Origin of the sequence: Erythrobacter donghaensis, from assembly GCF_001557325.1 — a bacterium.
In the GTDB taxonomy this organism is placed as follows: Bacteria; Pseudomonadota; Alphaproteobacteria; order Sphingomonadales; family Sphingomonadaceae; genus Erythrobacter; species Erythrobacter donghaensis_B.
This window is the reverse complement of the sequence record NZ_LSJS01000176.1, coordinates 37553-52131: the sequence shown is the minus strand read 5'-3', so window position 1 is coordinate 52131 and position 14579 is coordinate 37553. Positions and strand designations below refer to the sequence as shown.

Below are 14579 nucleotides of genomic sequence, written 5' to 3'. Positions count from 1 at the left end.
CCCCTCCACCACCTTCGGTGGTCCCCCTCCCCTGAAGGGGAGGAATGATCGCGCTGCCCCGCCCGTAATGCGACAACGCCCAAGCTGCCCCGGCGGTGGGCGCGAGGGCGGCGCGGGCGGTGAGGCCACGCTGCGCGAAGGCGGCGGCGACATCCTTGAGCAGCCGTTCCTCGCCCCCGAACAGGTGCGCCGCGCCGGTGACATCGACCAGCAGGCCATCGGGCGGGTCGAGCGCGCTCCACGGCCCCCAGCGCTGCGCCCACAGGGCGAGCTTCTCGAGGCACGCGAGATCGCCCGCCGGGTCGCCGGGGACCGCAGCAAGATCGGGGCACAGCGCGCGCGCGTCGGCGAGCAGCATTCCGGCGCGCGCGCCCGCCGCGAGCCCGGCGTCGTTGGCGGCGGTGATGCGCGGGCCGTGGGCGGTCTCGAGGATCAGCGCGGTGGGGGCGCTATCGGCCTCAGGCGTGGACGCGCGCCGCCAGCGATCGACCGACAGTCGGGCGAGCCAGATGGACAGGATCCGGCGCGGCATCGGTGTCGAACTCGCCGGCGAGGCGCAGGGTTCCTGCGTCATCGCTGAGGCTCCATTGGCCAGGCGCGTGGGTGCGCGCGCGGAACAGTTCGGCGTGCCAGGTGGCAGGCCCGGGGGCGGCGGGGTTCCAGCGGCCCGGAGCCGAGGGCGCGGCGCGCGCGCTCCAGCGCATCCGGGCCGAGGACAGGTCGGGCGCGGCGTCCAAGCGCACCAACCACAGCCTGACGCCATGCTTCTCGGCGGTGAGGCTGAGGCGGCGCGAAGCGGTGAAGTTGAGCGCGCGCGGGTTGCCCGCGATCTCGCCGATCACGCAGGCGAGGTCGCGGCACTTGAGCCCCTCCTCGAGCGCGAAAAGCGCGTCCTCGGGCGTGGCAGCGGCGACGTGGATCAGGCGGTGGCGCAGGTCCTCGGGCAGGCCCGCAAGGCACGGCCGTCCGCCCTTCCTGATCGCCGCGCGGTCCTGCACCCACAGCACCTGCCGCGTGTCCTCCCCCTCGCCTGCCGCCGCCAGCGCATCGCGTGCCAAGGCCAGCGCCAGCCCCGCCCCGCTCGCCTCATCGGCGGGAGCGAAGATTTCCGAGTGGAACGGCTGCGCAGACAGGCCCGGCCGCCAGCGCGGCTCGGGTGCGGCGCACGACAGGACGCGGGCGGGCGAGGGCTTCGAGAACATGGTGGGACGACTCATATGTTCGCATTATGTTCCAACATCGCCGCGCTGGCAAATGCAAAGGGCGCGGGAAGCGACATGCTCCCCGCGCCCTTGTTTTCCCGCAAGGGGATGGCGGTCAGCTCTCGGGCGAGTGGATCGGCACCATCTTCTCCTCGCCGCCGATGTCGTCGACCACCTCGACGATCCCGCGGCCCAGATGGCTGCGCGAGCGGCTGTAGCCGAAATAGATCGCGATCCCGAGCACGCCCCACAGCGGCAGCACCAGGATCGCCTCGATCGGCAGGTTGATGTAGAGGAACAGACACCCCAGCATCGTCAGCGGTGCGATGATGTTCACGCCCGCCATCCGGAACGGACGCGGACGGTCCGGATCGGTGCGGCGCAGCACCATCACCGTCACCGCCACCATGAAGAAGGCGTAGAGCGTGCCGGCATTGGCGTAGTCGGCGAGCAGGCCCACCGGCAGGAACGCCGCCGCCACCCCGACCACGAGGCCGGTGAAGGCGGTGACGATGTGCGGGGTCTTCCAGCGCGGATGGACGACGCTCAGCCGCTCGGGCAGCAGGCCGTCGCGGCTCATGACGAAGAAGATGCGGGTCTGGGCGAACATCAGAACGAGGATCACCGAGGGCAGCGCCAGGAAGGCGGCAATGCCAAGCAGGTTGCCGATCGGGCCGAAGCCGATCTGCCGCAGCACATGTGCGAGCGCCTCGTCCGAACAGACCAGCGCACCGGCATATTCGGGCATGGCGCACTGGCGGGCGAGCTCGGCCGAACCGGCGGCGAGCGGCACGCCGTCGGCGCCCATGATCGGCTGGCCGCCGATGGTGCCGATCGCGCCCGCGGCAACGAGGATGTAGAACACGGTGCAGAACAGCAGCGAGCCGATCAGGCCGAAGGGCACGTTTTTCTGCGGGTTCTTGGTCTCCTCGGCCGCGGTCGAGACCGCGTCGAAGCCGACATAGGCGAAGAAGATCGTCGCCGCCGCACCCACGGCGCCAAGACCCGTCCCGATCCCGCCGAACACGCCTGCCGGCAGGAACGGGTTGAATCGTTCCGCATCGAATGCGGGGCTGGTCAGGGTGAGCGCGATGAAGGCGGTGAGCGCGGTCACCTTGATGGCGACAAGCACGGCATTGACCTTGGCGCTCTCGCTGGTGCCGATGATCAGCAGGCCGGTCACCAGAAAGGCGATCAGCAGCGCAGGCAGATTGATGAAGCCCCCCGGTGCCCCGCCGAGCGCGAGCGGGCCCGCCGCCAGCCACGCCGGCAGCTCTATTCCCATGAACTCGTTGAGGATCGTCCCCGAGAAATAGCCCGACCACCCGACCGACACCGCGCTCGCCGCGACGGCATATTCGAGGATCAGCGCCCAGCCCACCGTCCAGGCCAGGAACTCGCCGACCGAGGCATAGGAGTAGGTGTAGGCGCTGCCTGCGACCGGGATCATGGCGGCCACCTCGGCATAGCACAGCGCGGCCACGATACAGACAAGGCCCGCGATGATGAACGCCAGCATCAGGCCCGGCCCCGCCTTCTGCGCGCCGGCCGCGGTCAGCACGAAGATACCCGTGCCGATAATACAGCCGATCCCGAACAGCATGAGCTGAAAACCGCCCAGGGAGCGGTGCAGCGACTTCTTTTCCGCTGTCGCGAGGATCGCGTCGAGCGGCTTGATCCGATCAAGAAACATCAGGAATAGGTCTCCCACTGATCGCGCAAGATCCCCCCGCGCGGTCGTCAGGGCGTCACGCTAGCGCAACATCCACACAAGACAAGCGGCAATGCGAGGCTTTCCCCCGGGGCGCGCAGGCGCTAGACCCCCGCTCCATGTCCACCACCTTCCAGCTCGACACGAGCACGAGCCGCGCCAACCCCACGCCCGCGCCGATGCGGCGGCTGACCGTGCCCGCGATCCGCGCGCGCAAGGCGGACGGCGTGACCGCCGAGCCGCTGGTGATGCTCACCGCCTACACCGCGCGCCAGGCGCAGCTGCTCGATGCGCATTGCGACCTGCTGCTGGTGGGCGATTCCCTCGGCCAGGTGATCTACGGCCTGCCCTCGACCGTGCCCGTCACGCTCGAGATGATGGCCAACCACGGTGCGGCGGTCGTGCGCGGGTCGTATCATTCGGTGGTGGTGATCGACATGCCTTTCGGCAGCTACGAGGCCTCGCCGCAGCAGGCTTTCGAGAGCGCGGCCTACCTGCTCAAGCAGACCGGGGCTGCGGCGGTGAAGCTCGAAGGCGGGGCGGCGATGGCGCCGACCGTCGCCTTCCTCAACAGCCGCGGCATTCCGGTGATGGGGCACGTGGGCCTCACCCCGCAGGCGGTCAACGTGCTTGGCGGCTACGGCGCGCGGGGGCGCTCGGACGCCGAGGCCGAGAAGATCGTCTCCGACGCCAGGGCGCTCGATGAAGCGGGGGCCTTCGCCATCGTCATCGAGGGCGTGGTCGAACCCATCGCCATCGCCGCCACCAAGGCCGTCGCCTGCCCCACCATCGGCATCGGCGCCTCGGCGCAGTGCGACGGGCAGGTGCTCGTCACCGAAGACATGCTCGGCATGTTCGAGCGCGTGCCGCGCTTCGTGAAGCGCTACGAGGACATCGCGGGCGTGATCGACCGCACCGTGGCGCAATATGCCGAGGAAGTGCGCGCGCGCAGCTTCCCGACCGCCGACCAGACCTACCAGCCCAAACCCTAAGGCTCCCTCGCAAGCCGCATCGCCAGCGGAGCGGCGACCACCAGCTGCGCGAGGTGATAGAGCAGCAGCGGCGCGATCACGAAGCCGGCGCTCGCAGGCGGGAACAGGATCGCGGCGAGCGGCGCGCCGATCGCGACGCTCTTTTGCGAGCCCGCGAAGAGGAACGCGATCCGGTCGGCCCGCGCCAGCCCCAGCAGCGCGCCCGTGCCCCAGGCCGCGCCCAGCGCCAGCCCCAGCATCGCCAGCACCAGACCCACCAGCGCGGCCCAGTCGGCGGGCGCAAACATCGTCGCCAGCCCCTGCTCGACCGCGCCCGAGAAGGCGACATAGACCGCGATCCCGATCACCGCGCGGTCGAGCCAGGCGGCGGTGGCCCTATGCGCGATCAGCCGCTCGATGAAGCGGTCCTGCACCACCTGCCCGATGGCAAAGGGCAGGACGAGGATCAGGCCAATGCGGCCAATCGCCTCCAGCCCCACATCCGCCGCGCCCACGCCCCCGACGAGCGCGAACAGCGGGGCGCTCACCACCACCCCCGCGATGTTGATGAGCGCGGCGCCGACCACCGCCAGCGCGACATTGCCTTCCGCAAGACTGGTGTAGGAGGTCGCCGATTGCACGGTCGAGGGCAGGCAGCCGAGGAACACGAAGCCCAGCGCCACCAGCGGCGGCAGCACCGTGCCCGCCAACCATCCGAAGCCGAGCCCGAGCAGCGCCATCGCGCCGAACACGAAGGCCATCAACGGCCCGAAATAGCGCCAGTTGGCGAGTCCCTTCGCGATCTCGCTGCGGCGGATGCGCATGCCGTTGACGAGGAACAGCACGAAGATCCCGACATTGGAGACAGTCGTGGCGGCGCTGCGCGCCTCGCCTGCAGCGGGCAGCACCAGCGCGAGCGCGGTGGCGAACACCAGCACGGCGATCATCGGATCGCGCAGGAAGGGCAAGGCTTGCAGGATGCGGGACATGGGCGCGGCGTCCCTGCCCTGCCGCCGGGCACTTGTCGAGCGGTAGCGGGGCCTATCTTGCCGTCAGGCTGCGCGGACGCACCTCGGCGAGCAGCGCGGCGAAGCGCTCCGCCTCCGCTGCTTTCCGGGCCCCGCGCGCGGCGCGCAGGCGGAGCGCGAGCAGCGCGGGATCGTGCCCCGCGCCGAGGCCCATGGCATGATCGAGCAGCAGCGCGGTGCGCCGCCAGTCGCCGCGCGCCGCCTGTCGCTCGGCCAGCATGATAAGCGCTGCGGCATTCCCGGTCTCGCCTGCCACCTGCCGCGCGAGCAGCATTTCGGCCGCCGCCGGATTGCCGTGGCGCGCGAAGGTCCACACCGCCTTGCGGGTCAGCGGCCAGGGCCGCCGCGCCTCGGAGGCGAGCGCATAGGCGGTGAGCGCCGCGCGCGGATCGCCCGCGCCGAGCAGCGCGTCGCCCGCCAGCGCGGCAACATCGGCCGACGCCGGGAAGCGTGCGCGCAGCGCCTTGGCCTCGGCCCGAGCGGCTGCCGGATTCCGGTTCCACAACGCCCGGCGGATGGCATTGACGGGCGGCGGCATGTTGTCGCGCAAGGCCAGCAGCACGGGATCGGTGCGGGCCGGTGCATAGGCGCGCGCCAGCAGCGGCGCGGCGGCCGCGCGTTCGCCAAGCCGCTCGTGGGCGCGCGCGACCAGCATCAGGAGATAGGGCGAGGCCTCGGGCAGGCTCGCCTCGGGGCCGAAGCGGCGGACAAGCTCGGCATCGCGCCCGCCATCGAACATTGCCCGCGCGAGCAGCTCGCGCGCCCGGGCATTGGCGGGCTGGCGCGCGACAAGCGTCTCGAGGATCGCCGCCGCGCTGTCGGCATTGCCTTCCTCGAGGCCGATCGCGGCATCGAGCAGCAGTGCCGCCGGCACGCCGCGCGCCGCCATCCCGCTCTTGGCGAGCAGGCTGCGGGCGATGGTGAACTGCCGCCCGCGCGCCGCGATCACGGCTTGCAGATAGAGCGCGCGCGAGTCATCCGGTGCCACCCTGGCGAGCGCGCGCGCTGCCTTGAGGCTCGCGCGTGCCTCGCCCGCGTCGCCGAGCGTTGCAGCATAGTCGGCGAGCGTGTCGGGATCATCGGGATCGGCCTCGAGCGCCGCTTGGAACCAGGCCAGCGAATCCGCCGCGCCGTGGGCATCGCGCACCATCAGCGCGCGCAGCCGCAGCGCGGGTGCGTAATTCGGGCCGAAGGCGAGCGCACGGTCGGCCGCCTCGAGCGCTGTCAGATGCTCGCCGCCGCGCAGCCGCAGCCGGGCGATGGCGAGCCACAGGTCGGGGCTTTCGGGCGCAAGGCCCCGCGCCTCGTCGAGCAACCGTCCGGCATCGGCGAGCTTGCCGTCCGACATCGCCTTGTCGGCATCGGCGAGAAGCTGCGTGAAGGCCGGGCTTCCCTCCCCGATCCCGCGTCTCGGGGTCTGGTGCGCGGGTTCCGGCGAACAGGCCACCAACGCCAGCGCTGCCGCAAGGGCAGCAGGCAGGCTAGACCTGAAGGTCATACTGCTTGAGCAGGTCGTAGAGCGTCGGGCGGCTGATCCCGAGCAGCTTGGCGGTGCTCGAGATGTTGCCCTCGCTGCGCGACAGCGCATGGCGGATGACGCGGCGGTCGGTCGCCTCGCGCGCGGCCTTGAGGTTGAGGAGTTGCGCGTCCTCGTCCTCGCGGTCGGCAAGGTCGAGGTCCTCGGCATTGACCAGCTTGCCATCGGCCATGATGACGGCCCGCTTCACCCGGTTTTCGAGCTCGCGGACATTGCCCGGCCAGTCATGCGCATCGATCGCGGCGAGCGCATCGGGAGCAAAGCCGGTGACGGCGGGATTCATCTCGGCGGCAAAGCGCTTGAGGAAGGCTTTCGCCAGAAGCACCGGATCGCCGTAACGCTCGGCAAGACCGGGAATGCGCACGACGATCTCGGCGAGGCGGTAGAACAGGTCTTCACGGAAGGCTCCGGCTGTGATCATGCCTTCGAGGTCCTGGTGGGTGGCGCACACGATGCGGGTGTTGACCGCAATCGCCTTGCGCCCGCCGACGCGCTCGATCGTGCGCTCCTGCAGGAAGCGCAGCAGCTTGACCTGGAGCGGCAGCGGGATGTCGCCGACCTCGTCGAGGAACAGTGTGCCCCCGTCGGCGCTCTCGATCTTGCCCTCGGTGGTCTTCACTGCGCCGGTAAAGGCCCCCTTTTCGTGGCCGAATAGCTCGCTTTCGAGCAGGTTCTCGGGGATCGCGGCGCAGTTGATCGCGACGAAGGGCCCGTTCGCGCGGTCGCTCGCTTCATGGAGCCCCTTGGCGAGCAGCTCCTTGCCGGTCCCGCTCGCGCCCAGCAGCATGACCGACACCGAGGTGCGCGCCACGCGCTCGATCGTGCGCGCGACCTTCACCATCTCGGGCGCGCCGGTGATCATCCGGCCGAGCACGGTCTTGTCGGCGCTGGCCGAGGCGACGAGCCGCCGGTTCTCCTCCTCGATCGCGCGCAGATTGAAGGCGCGGCGCACGATCAGGCCCAGCGCTTCGATGTCGATCGGCTTCTGGTAGAAGTCGTAGGCTCCGCGCGCGATCGCATCGAGCGCGCTCTCGCGCGCGCCGTGGCCGGAGGCGACGATCACCTTGGTGTCGGGCTTCAGCGCCATGATCGCATCGAGCACGGCGAAGCCCTCGGTGGTGCCGTCGGGATCGGGCGGCAGGCCGAGATCGAGCGTGACCACGCCGGGCATCTCGTGGCGCAGCGCGGTGATCGCGCTGTCGCGGTCGCCCGCGATCACCACCTCGAAATCGTCATAGGCCCATTTGAGCTGCGCCTGGAGGCCCGGATCGTCCTCGATCACCAGCAGCACGGGTTTCTTGTCGGGCATTAGCGGGCCTCCTGGTGGGCAGCGTCACGATTGTCCCCCGCCCCGAGCAGGCGCACCGCCTCGGCGAGCGGCAGGGCGATGGCGAAGCGGGTGCCGAGCCCCTCGCGGCTTTCGACCGAGACCCGCCCGCCCATCGCCTTGACCAGCTCGCGCGCCTCGAAGGCGCCGATGCCGAAGCCGCCGGGCTTGGAGGAGACGAAGGGCTTGAACAGGCCGGTGCGGACGAATTCGGGGCTCATGCCGTGGCCCGCATCGACCACCTCGATGGTGCCCGAGAGGCCCTCGGCGGTGACGTCGAGGAACACCGGCGCACCGCCGGGGCTCGCGTCGATGGCGTTCTGGACGAGGTGGATCAGCGCCTGCTCCAAGGCCTCGCGGTTGCCCATCACGCGCACCGGGTCCTCGCGGGTGAGATGCACCGGATGCACCCCGGCAAAGCGCGCGACCAGCCCCTTGGCCAGCGCCACCAGCTCGATCTCGCCGCTCGCCGAAGCCTGCCCCGAGCCGTAGCGCCCGAGACGGGCGAGCAGCGCGGAGAGCTTGTCCGCCGAATTCCTCAGCGTCACCAGCATGTCGGCGCGGAAGGCGGGATTGTCGGCATGCTTCTCCGCATTCGCCGCCAGCAGCGACAGCTGGCTGACGAGGTTCTTGATGTCGTGCATCACGAAGGCCATGCGGCGGTTGAATTCGTCGAAACGGCTCGCATCCATCAGCGCCTGCTGGCCGGCCTGTTCGGCAAGGTAGCTCGCCAGCTGCTGGCCCGCGACGCGCAAGAGGTCGAAGTCCTCCCAGTCGAGCTGGCGCGGGTTGCGCGGGCGGGCGAGAACGATCACGCCGACGAGGCGGTCGAAATGGATCAGCGGCACCAGCGCCCAGGCGTCCTCGGCCTCCATCAGCCACTGGGGCACATGGCTCCCTTCGCCGTGGTGGTCGATCCCGCCGCGCGCCTCGTCGAGCGCAAGCACCATGTTGTGGATCTCGAGCAGGCCCGACAGCGTGAATTCGCCCGCGACCGCCGGCACGGCGATGGTCGGCCAGTTCCAGCGCGCAGTGAGTTCGAGCTGGGCCTGCTCGTTGGGCATCAGCAAGAGGCCCGCAGGGCTCTCGGTGATGTCGGCGAGCGCCTTGACGACGCGCTCCTCCAGGCTCGCGCCCCCGGCGGTGCCGCGGCCGATGGTGCGGGTGAAGCGCAGCCATTCCTGGCGGTAGTCGTAGCGGTGCTGGAAGAGGTGCTTGGTGGCGGTCACGCGCAGCCATCCGCGCAGGCGCGACGACGGCAGGGCGAGGCCGGCGGCGACCAGCGCAGCCACCACGAACACCGCCTGGCTCGCCCGCGCGACATCCCCGCCGAGCAGCGCCAGAGACTTGGCGATCAGCACCATGCCGGCGAGATATCCGCCGATCAGCAGCAGCGACAATGTGCGGAAGGTGACCGCGCGCGAGGGGCTGAACTGCACCCGCGGCCCGGCGGCGTTCACGCCGAGCGCGAAGATCACCGCCATCCCGCCCGCCAGCAGCCCGCGCATGTCACCGAGCAGCACCGGCATCGCGCCGCCGAGATAGGCGAGGGTGTGGAGGTTGAGGTCGTAGGCGAAGATCCCGGTCAGCGCGATTCCGGTCCAGCGCAGCACCGGGCGCATCGCGCTCGCCGCGCCCGCATAGAGGTTGTGCAGCAGCATCAGCGCGCCGATCGCCACGAGCATGTCGATCAGCACCCGCGCATCATAGGCAGCCTGCGCGACCTCCGCGCTGCCGCCGAGCGAGAGCCCCATCCACAGCACCACCAGCTGGAGCAGCTGCACCAGCACCAGCGCGAGGATCACCGGGCGCACGGGCTTGAGGCTGTTGCTGCGACCATCGGCGGCGAACAGGCTGAAGATCGTCGCGATCAGAGCGAGATTGCGCACCATCGCCGCGATCACCGCCGCGCCGTGCTCGGGGCCGAGCGCCGCAGCCAGCGCGCACCACACCGCGCTTGCGCCTGCGGCCGCCATCAGCCCGATACGATCGGGCCGCGCGCGCTCGCCGTGTCGCCAGATCCACAACAGTGCGCCCGCGCTCAGCACGCCGCCCGCGATCCACGCGAGCAGGCCCGCCAGGGGCAGCAAGGCCTCCGGCCAGATCACCGCGCGCCCTCCGGCCACAGGATCACCCGCAAGGTCTGGAGCAGGATCACGAAATCGAGGAAGGGCGTGTAGTTCTTGGCGTAGTACAGGTCATATTCGAGCTTGCAGCGGCTATCCTCGACCGAGGCGCCGTAGGGATAATTGATCTGCGCCCACCCGGTGATGCCGGGCTTCACCATGTGCCGCTCGCCATAGAAGGGGATCTCCTCCTCGAGGCTCTCGACGAAGGAAGGCACTTCTGGGCGCGGGCCGACGAAGCTCATCTCGCCCTTCAACACGCTCCAGGTCTGGGGCAGCTCGTCGATGCGCACCTTGCGGATGAAGCGCCCGAGGCGGGTGATGCGGGGGTCGTTTTCCTCGGCCCACTTGGCCCCGTCCTTCTCGGCATCGGTGCGCATCGAGCGCAGCTTGATCAGCGTGAAGGGCTCGCCATAAAGGCCAACGCGCTGCTGGCGGAAAAAGGCCGGGCCCTTGCTGTCGAGCTTCACGAGGCCTGCAAAGAGGACGATGACGGGCAGCGTCAGCGCCAGCAGGAGCAGGCTCGCGGCGATGTCGAAAATGCGCTTGCAGGCGCTCGAGAACATCCGGCTGCTCGAAAAGCCGTCGGAGAAGATCAGCCAGGAGGGGTTGACCGTGTCGAGATCGACGCGCCCGGTCTCGCGCTCGATGAAGCTCGAGAAGTCGTTGACGTGGACTCCCTTGGTCTTGATCCGCAACAGGTCCTTGAGCGGCAGCGCGTTGCGGCGTTCCTGCAGCGCGAGCACCACCTCCGAGACGCCGAGGTTCTCGACGAAGCGGCCGAGGTCATGGATCGCCGCGCGCGGAATTGCCTCCTCGACCACGCTTTTGTCCTCGCTCATGGCGATGTAGGCGACGATGGCAAATCCGGTCTCGGGCTTCTCGCCCAGCTCGCGCAGGCGCTGCGCGCGGGGCCCCGCGCCCAGCACCATGACCCGGCGGCGGAAGGCCGAGGAGCCGAGGAAGGAGTTGAGCAGCAGCCGGTCGGCGACCAGTACCAGGATCGCAAGCCCCATGGTGTAGAGCAGCGTCGAGCGCCAGAACAGCTCGCTCGGGATGACGAAGTCGACCACCGCCAGCGCGATGATGCCGAGGCTGATCGCCACCAGCACCCGCGCCCCGGCAAAGCGCAAGCTGCGCAGCGCGTTGGGGCCGTAGACGCCGACCGCGATCATCGCGAGCCAGATCACCATCGCGGTGCCCAGCAGCGCCCATCCGCGCCCGCCCAGCTCGCCCACGTCCATCCCGATCTGGGCCGCGCGCCATTGCCAGGCGATCTCGCTCGCGAGCACCAGCAGCCCGAGGTCAAGCAGCCCGAGCAGCAGCACGGCATGGGGGATGTAGTGCTTGAACAGGCGGATCATCGACAGGTGTGCCTCTGGTGCATGCCCAGAGGCTTCTACGAGGCAGACCTTAAGTGTCGGTAAATTTTACACCCGGCTGTAAAGCGCGCGGATTCCCGCGGGGTGCGAGGGTTAACGCCGCTTTCGCATTCATACCCTCGGGCGCGGCAGGGTGCTGGCGAGGCGGGCGGGTGCGGGGGTGAGGCATTCGGCCTTGCCGCAGCGCCCGCAAGGGCTGCCGAGCGGCACCGCGTCGAGCCGGTCGAGCGATTGGCCCCGCGCATGGGCGAGGTCTCCGGCAAAGCGCGCCTCGATCCCGAGCACCACCGCACGGCGCCCGCCGCACATCACCCCGTCGCCATCGACGGTGCGGGTGATGGTGAACCAGTGGCGGCTTGCGCCCTCACTTTCGCCGAAGATCGCCGCCTGGGTGAGCACGGTGCCGGGACGCTCGAAGGCGGCATAAGGCACCCATGCGGGCCAGCGCGCGCCCTCGAGCGGATAGAGCGCCCCGCTTCCCCCGGCGGTGAAGCGGGTCATCCGGCCGGCCCGATCGATCACGGCCATGAAGAACGGCAGGCCGCGCTCGCCGACCCGGCCGAGGGTGGTGAGGCGCTCGGCGACCTGGTCGAAGCTGACGGCAAAGCGACGTTGCAACACCGCCAGATCATATCCGGTCGCCTCGCAGGCGCGCAGGAAGCGGCGGTAGGGCAGCAGCAGCGCGCCGGCGAGGTAATCGGCGATGTGCTCGCGCAAGAGCTCGCGCGCCTCGGGGCTGGCGAGGTTCGCGCCCGCGACGATCAATTCGATCCCCTCGCGCATTTCGAGCTGCCCCACTTGCCGCGCGATCTGGAAGCGGCGGGCTGCGCCGGGGAGCATCTCGGAGAGCTGCAACTGGCGCGCGTGGAGGTCGAGCCGGTGGACCTGCCCCGGCATCACCTCGGCGGGCAGGATCCGCACCTGAAGCTGGTGCTTCTCCCGCAGACGCTCGGACAGCGCGGCGCTGATCTCTCCGCGCGACAGACGCAGTTCGTCGGCGAGGTCTTCGGCCGCATGGTCGAGGTCCGCGAAATGGTTCTGCCAGCGCTCGACCGCGCGGCGGACGGCGGCGGCGGCATCCTCGGCGACGACCCGCTCGCCGCTCCCTCCGCTGTCGTAGAGCCGCGCGAAGGCGGCGGCGACCTGCGGCGCGGCGGCGAGGAATTCCTGCACCTCCTCGCGGTCGATCCCGAGGTCGGCGAAGCGTTTGTCGGCCATGCGCCGCACGAGGCCGTCGAGCCCGCCGATCGCGTCATCCTCGCGAAGGGACCGCGGGTCGAAGTCGAAGCGCTCGATCACCTGCACCAGCACGCGGGCCGACAGGGGCCGCTGGTTCCTCTCGATGAGGTTGAGGTAGGAGGGCGAGATGCCGAGCAGGCTCGCCATGCCCGCCTGGGTGAGGCCCTCGCGCTTGCGCAGGCGGCGCAGGGCAGGTCCGGCGAGGAGGCTGGTGTCGGTCATGGCGCTTTGTAAACTTATTCACCGATTGACACAAGATCGCGGCCAATTGTCCGCATGGCGACACGATTTTCTGTAAGTTTCCCTGTCAGGCCGCGCAGCAACCCGGCAAAGGCTTCCCATCCCGGCGGCGCGAGTCCGAAAGGCCTCGCCTCTCTCGCAGACGGACAGGAGATGCACATGACCTACCAGAACACCATCACCCAGATGCAGGGCGTCGTCGCCGCAAACGGGCCGAGCTGGGCCGCGATCGACCCCGAGAGCGCCGCCCGCATGGTGATCCAGAACCGTTTCCGCACCGGCCTCGACATCGCCAAGTACACCGCCAGGATCATGCGCGCCGACATGGCCGCCTATGACGCCGACCCCGCGCAGTACACCCAGTCGCTCGGCTGCTGGCACGGCTTCATCGCGCAGCAGAAGCTGATCGCGATCAAGAAGCACTTCGGCTCGACCAAGCGCCGCTACCTCTACCTCTCGGGCTGGATGGTCGCCGCGTTGCGCAGCGGGTTCGGCCCCCTGCCCGACCAGTCGATGCACGAGAAGACCTCGGTGCCCGCGCTGATCGAGGAGCTCTACACTTTCCTGAAGCAGGCCGACGCCCGCGAGCTCGGCATGATGTTCCGCGCCCTCGACGCCGCCCGCAAGGCCGGTGACGCCGTGGAAGCCAAGCGCATCGAGAACGCGATCGACAATTACGAGACCCACGTCGTGCCGATCATCGCCGACATCGACGCAGGCTTCGGCAATGCCGAGGCGACCTACCTCCTCGCCAAGAAGATGATCGAAGCCGGGGCCTGCGCGCTCCAGATCGAGAACCAGGTCTCGGACGAGAAGCAGTGCGGCCACCAGGACGGCAAGGTCACCGTGCCGCACGAGGACTTCCTCCAGAAGATCCGTGCCTGCCGCCATGCCTTCCTCGAGATGGGCGTGGAAGACGGGATCATCGTTGCCCGCACCGACTCGCTCGGCGCTGGCCTGACCAAGCAGATCGCCTTCTCGAAGGAGCCGGGCGATCTGGGCGATCAGTACAACAGCTTCCTCGATGCCGATGAAGTCGACCCCGCCAACATCACCAACGGTCAGGTCTTCATCAGCCGCGACGGCAAGCTGCTTGCGCCCAAGCGCCTGCCCTCAAACCTGTTCCAGTTCCGCCCCGGCACCGGCGAGGACCGCGTGGTGCTCGACTGCATCACCTCGCTCCAGAACGGCGCCGACCTCCTGTGGATCGAGACCGAGAAGCCGCACGTCGAGCAGATCGCCAAGATGGTCGACCGTATCCGCGAAGTCGTCCCCAACGCCAAGCTCGTCTACAACAACTCGCCCAGCTTCAACTGGACGCTGAACTTCCGCCAGCAGGTGTTCGACGCCTGGGAAGCGGCGGGCAAGGACGTTTCGGCCTACGACCGCGCGAAACTAATGAGCGTCGACTACGACGGCACCGAACTGTCGAACGAGGCCGACGAGAAGATCCGCACCTTCCAGCGCGACGCCGCTGCACGCGCGGGCATCTTCCACCACCTCATCACCCTGCCGACCTACCACACCGCGGCGCTCTCGACCGACAACCTCGCCCGCGAGTACTTCGGCGAGGCGGGCATGCTCGGCTACGTCAAGAACGTGCAGCGCGAGGAGATCCGTCAGGGCATCGCCTGTGTGAAGCACCAGAACATGTCGGGCTCCGACATTGGTGACGATCACAAGGAATACTTCGCCGGTGAAGCCGCCCTCAAGGCGGGCGGCGTGCACAACACGATGAATCAGTTCGAGGCTGCCTGACGGCAGCCTCGTGGGAACCAGTTCGAGGCGGCGTAAGCCCCAGGGGCTTGGGAGAGAA

The 14579-nt window shown here is 69.4% G+C and carries 11 protein-coding genes; 2 read left to right on the top strand and 9 right to left on the bottom strand.

Annotated elements, in window-relative coordinates; all coding sequences use genetic code 11:
- The 3 genes from AX692_RS10600 to AX692_RS10590 form a co-directional block, all read right to left on the bottom strand.
- Positions 1-532, bottom strand: a 532-nt coding sequence (locus AX692_RS10600) for a Y-family DNA polymerase (protein ID WP_230961056.1), incomplete at its 3' end; no start/stop codon positions are given.
- Positions 459-1217 (bottom strand): recA-like protein, encoded by a 759-nt coding sequence (locus tag AX692_RS10595; RefSeq protein WP_230959560.1) that lies wholly within the window; start codon positions 1215-1217, stop codon positions 459-461. The genes AX692_RS10595 and AX692_RS10600, both read right to left, overlap by 74 nt.
- A 100-nt stretch (positions 1218-1317) precedes the next feature.
- A complete protein-coding gene (locus tag AX692_RS10590; protein ID WP_073974925.1) occupies positions 1318-2895 on the bottom strand; it encodes an amino acid permease in 1578 nt (525 codons plus the stop codon).
- Positions 2896-3032: 137 nt separating this feature from the next.
- Here AX692_RS10590 and panB point away from each other — a divergent pair, with 137 nt between their 5' ends.
- On the top strand, positions 3033-3905 hold the full coding sequence (gene panB, locus AX692_RS10585; protein WP_073974926.1) for a 3-methyl-2-oxobutanoate hydroxymethyltransferase: 873 nt from the start codon (positions 3033-3035) through the stop codon (positions 3903-3905).
- On the opposite strand, the gene AX692_RS10580 is transcribed toward panB, so the two are convergent.
- The 6 genes from AX692_RS10580 to AX692_RS10555 all read right to left on the bottom strand — a co-directional run bounded on the left by AX692_RS10580 (position 3902) and on the right by AX692_RS10555 (position 12745).
- Positions 3902-4873: a bile acid:sodium symporter family protein gene (locus AX692_RS10580; protein ID WP_073974927.1), complete on the bottom strand. Its 972-nt coding sequence runs from the start codon at positions 4871-4873 to the stop codon at positions 3902-3904. The two genes, panB and AX692_RS10580, sit on opposite strands and share 4 nt — an antisense overlap.
- Positions 4874-4925: 52 nt before the next feature.
- On the bottom strand, positions 4926-6410 hold the full coding sequence (locus AX692_RS10575; RefSeq protein ID WP_196489942.1) for a tetratricopeptide repeat protein: 1485 nt from the start codon (positions 6408-6410) through the stop codon (positions 4926-4928).
- Positions 6394-7758, bottom strand: a complete 1365-nt coding sequence (gene prsR, locus AX692_RS10570; RefSeq protein ID WP_073974929.1) for a PEP-CTERM-box response regulator transcription factor — start codon at positions 7756-7758, stop codon at positions 6394-6396. Before prsR ends, AX692_RS10575 begins: the two co-directional genes overlap by 17 nt.
- Positions 7758-9902, bottom strand: coding sequence for an XrtA/PEP-CTERM system histidine kinase PrsK (gene prsK / locus AX692_RS10565; RefSeq protein ID WP_081095249.1), 2145 nt, complete (start codon positions 9900-9902; stop codon positions 7758-7760). Before prsK ends, prsR begins: the two co-directional genes overlap by 1 nt.
- Positions 9881-11266: a TIGR03013 family XrtA/PEP-CTERM system glycosyltransferase gene (locus AX692_RS10560; protein ID WP_073974930.1), complete on the bottom strand. Its 1386-nt coding sequence runs from the start codon at positions 11264-11266 to the stop codon at positions 9881-9883. The genes prsK and AX692_RS10560 overlap by 22 nt, the downstream gene beginning before the upstream one ends.
- Positions 11267-11395: 129 nt before the next feature.
- The gene (locus AX692_RS10555) at positions 11396-12745 is read right to left on the bottom strand and encodes a helix-turn-helix domain-containing protein (RefSeq protein ID WP_073974931.1); all 1350 of its coding nucleotides are present in this window, start codon (positions 12743-12745) and stop codon (positions 11396-11398) included.
- 177 nt (positions 12746-12922) lie between these two features.
- Here AX692_RS10555 and AX692_RS10550 point away from each other — a divergent pair, with 177 nt between their 5' ends.
- Complete coding sequence (locus tag AX692_RS10550; RefSeq protein ID WP_073974963.1) at positions 12923-14521, top strand: isocitrate lyase; 1599 nt, start codon at positions 12923-12925, stop codon at positions 14519-14521.
- Positions 14522-14579 lie beyond the last annotated feature (58 nt).

Excerpts from the sequence above, each read along its gene's own strand:
- AX692_RS10595 (WP_230959560.1), bottom strand. The coding sequence starts at position 1,217 with ATGAGTCGTCCCACCATGTTCTCGAAGCCCTCGCCCGCCCGCGTCCTG.
- AX692_RS10590 (WP_073974925.1), bottom strand. The coding sequence starts at position 2,895 with ATGTTTCTTGATCGGATCAAGCCGCTCGACGCGATCCTCGCGACAGCG.
- panB (WP_073974926.1), top strand. The coding sequence starts at position 3,033 with ATGTCCACCACCTTCCAGCTCGACACGAGCACGAGCCGCGCCAACCCC.
- AX692_RS10580 (WP_073974927.1), bottom strand. The coding sequence starts at position 4,873 with ATGTCCCGCATCCTGCAAGCCTTGCCCTTCCTGCGCGATCCGATGATC.
- AX692_RS10575 (WP_196489942.1), bottom strand. The coding sequence starts at position 6,410 with ATGACCTTCAGGTCTAGCCTGCCTGCTGCCCTTGCGGCAGCGCTGGCG.
- prsR (WP_073974929.1), bottom strand. The coding sequence starts at position 7,758 with ATGCCCGACAAGAAACCCGTGCTGCTGGTGATCGAGGACGATCCGGGC.
- AX692_RS10560 (WP_073974930.1), bottom strand. The coding sequence starts at position 11,266 with ATGATCCGCCTGTTCAAGCACTACATCCCCCATGCCGTGCTGCTGCTC.
- AX692_RS10555 (WP_073974931.1), bottom strand. The coding sequence starts at position 12,745 with ATGACCGACACCAGCCTCCTCGCCGGACCTGCCCTGCGCCGCCTGCGC.
- AX692_RS10550 (WP_073974963.1), top strand. The coding sequence starts at position 12,923 with ATGACCTACCAGAACACCATCACCCAGATGCAGGGCGTCGTCGCCGCA.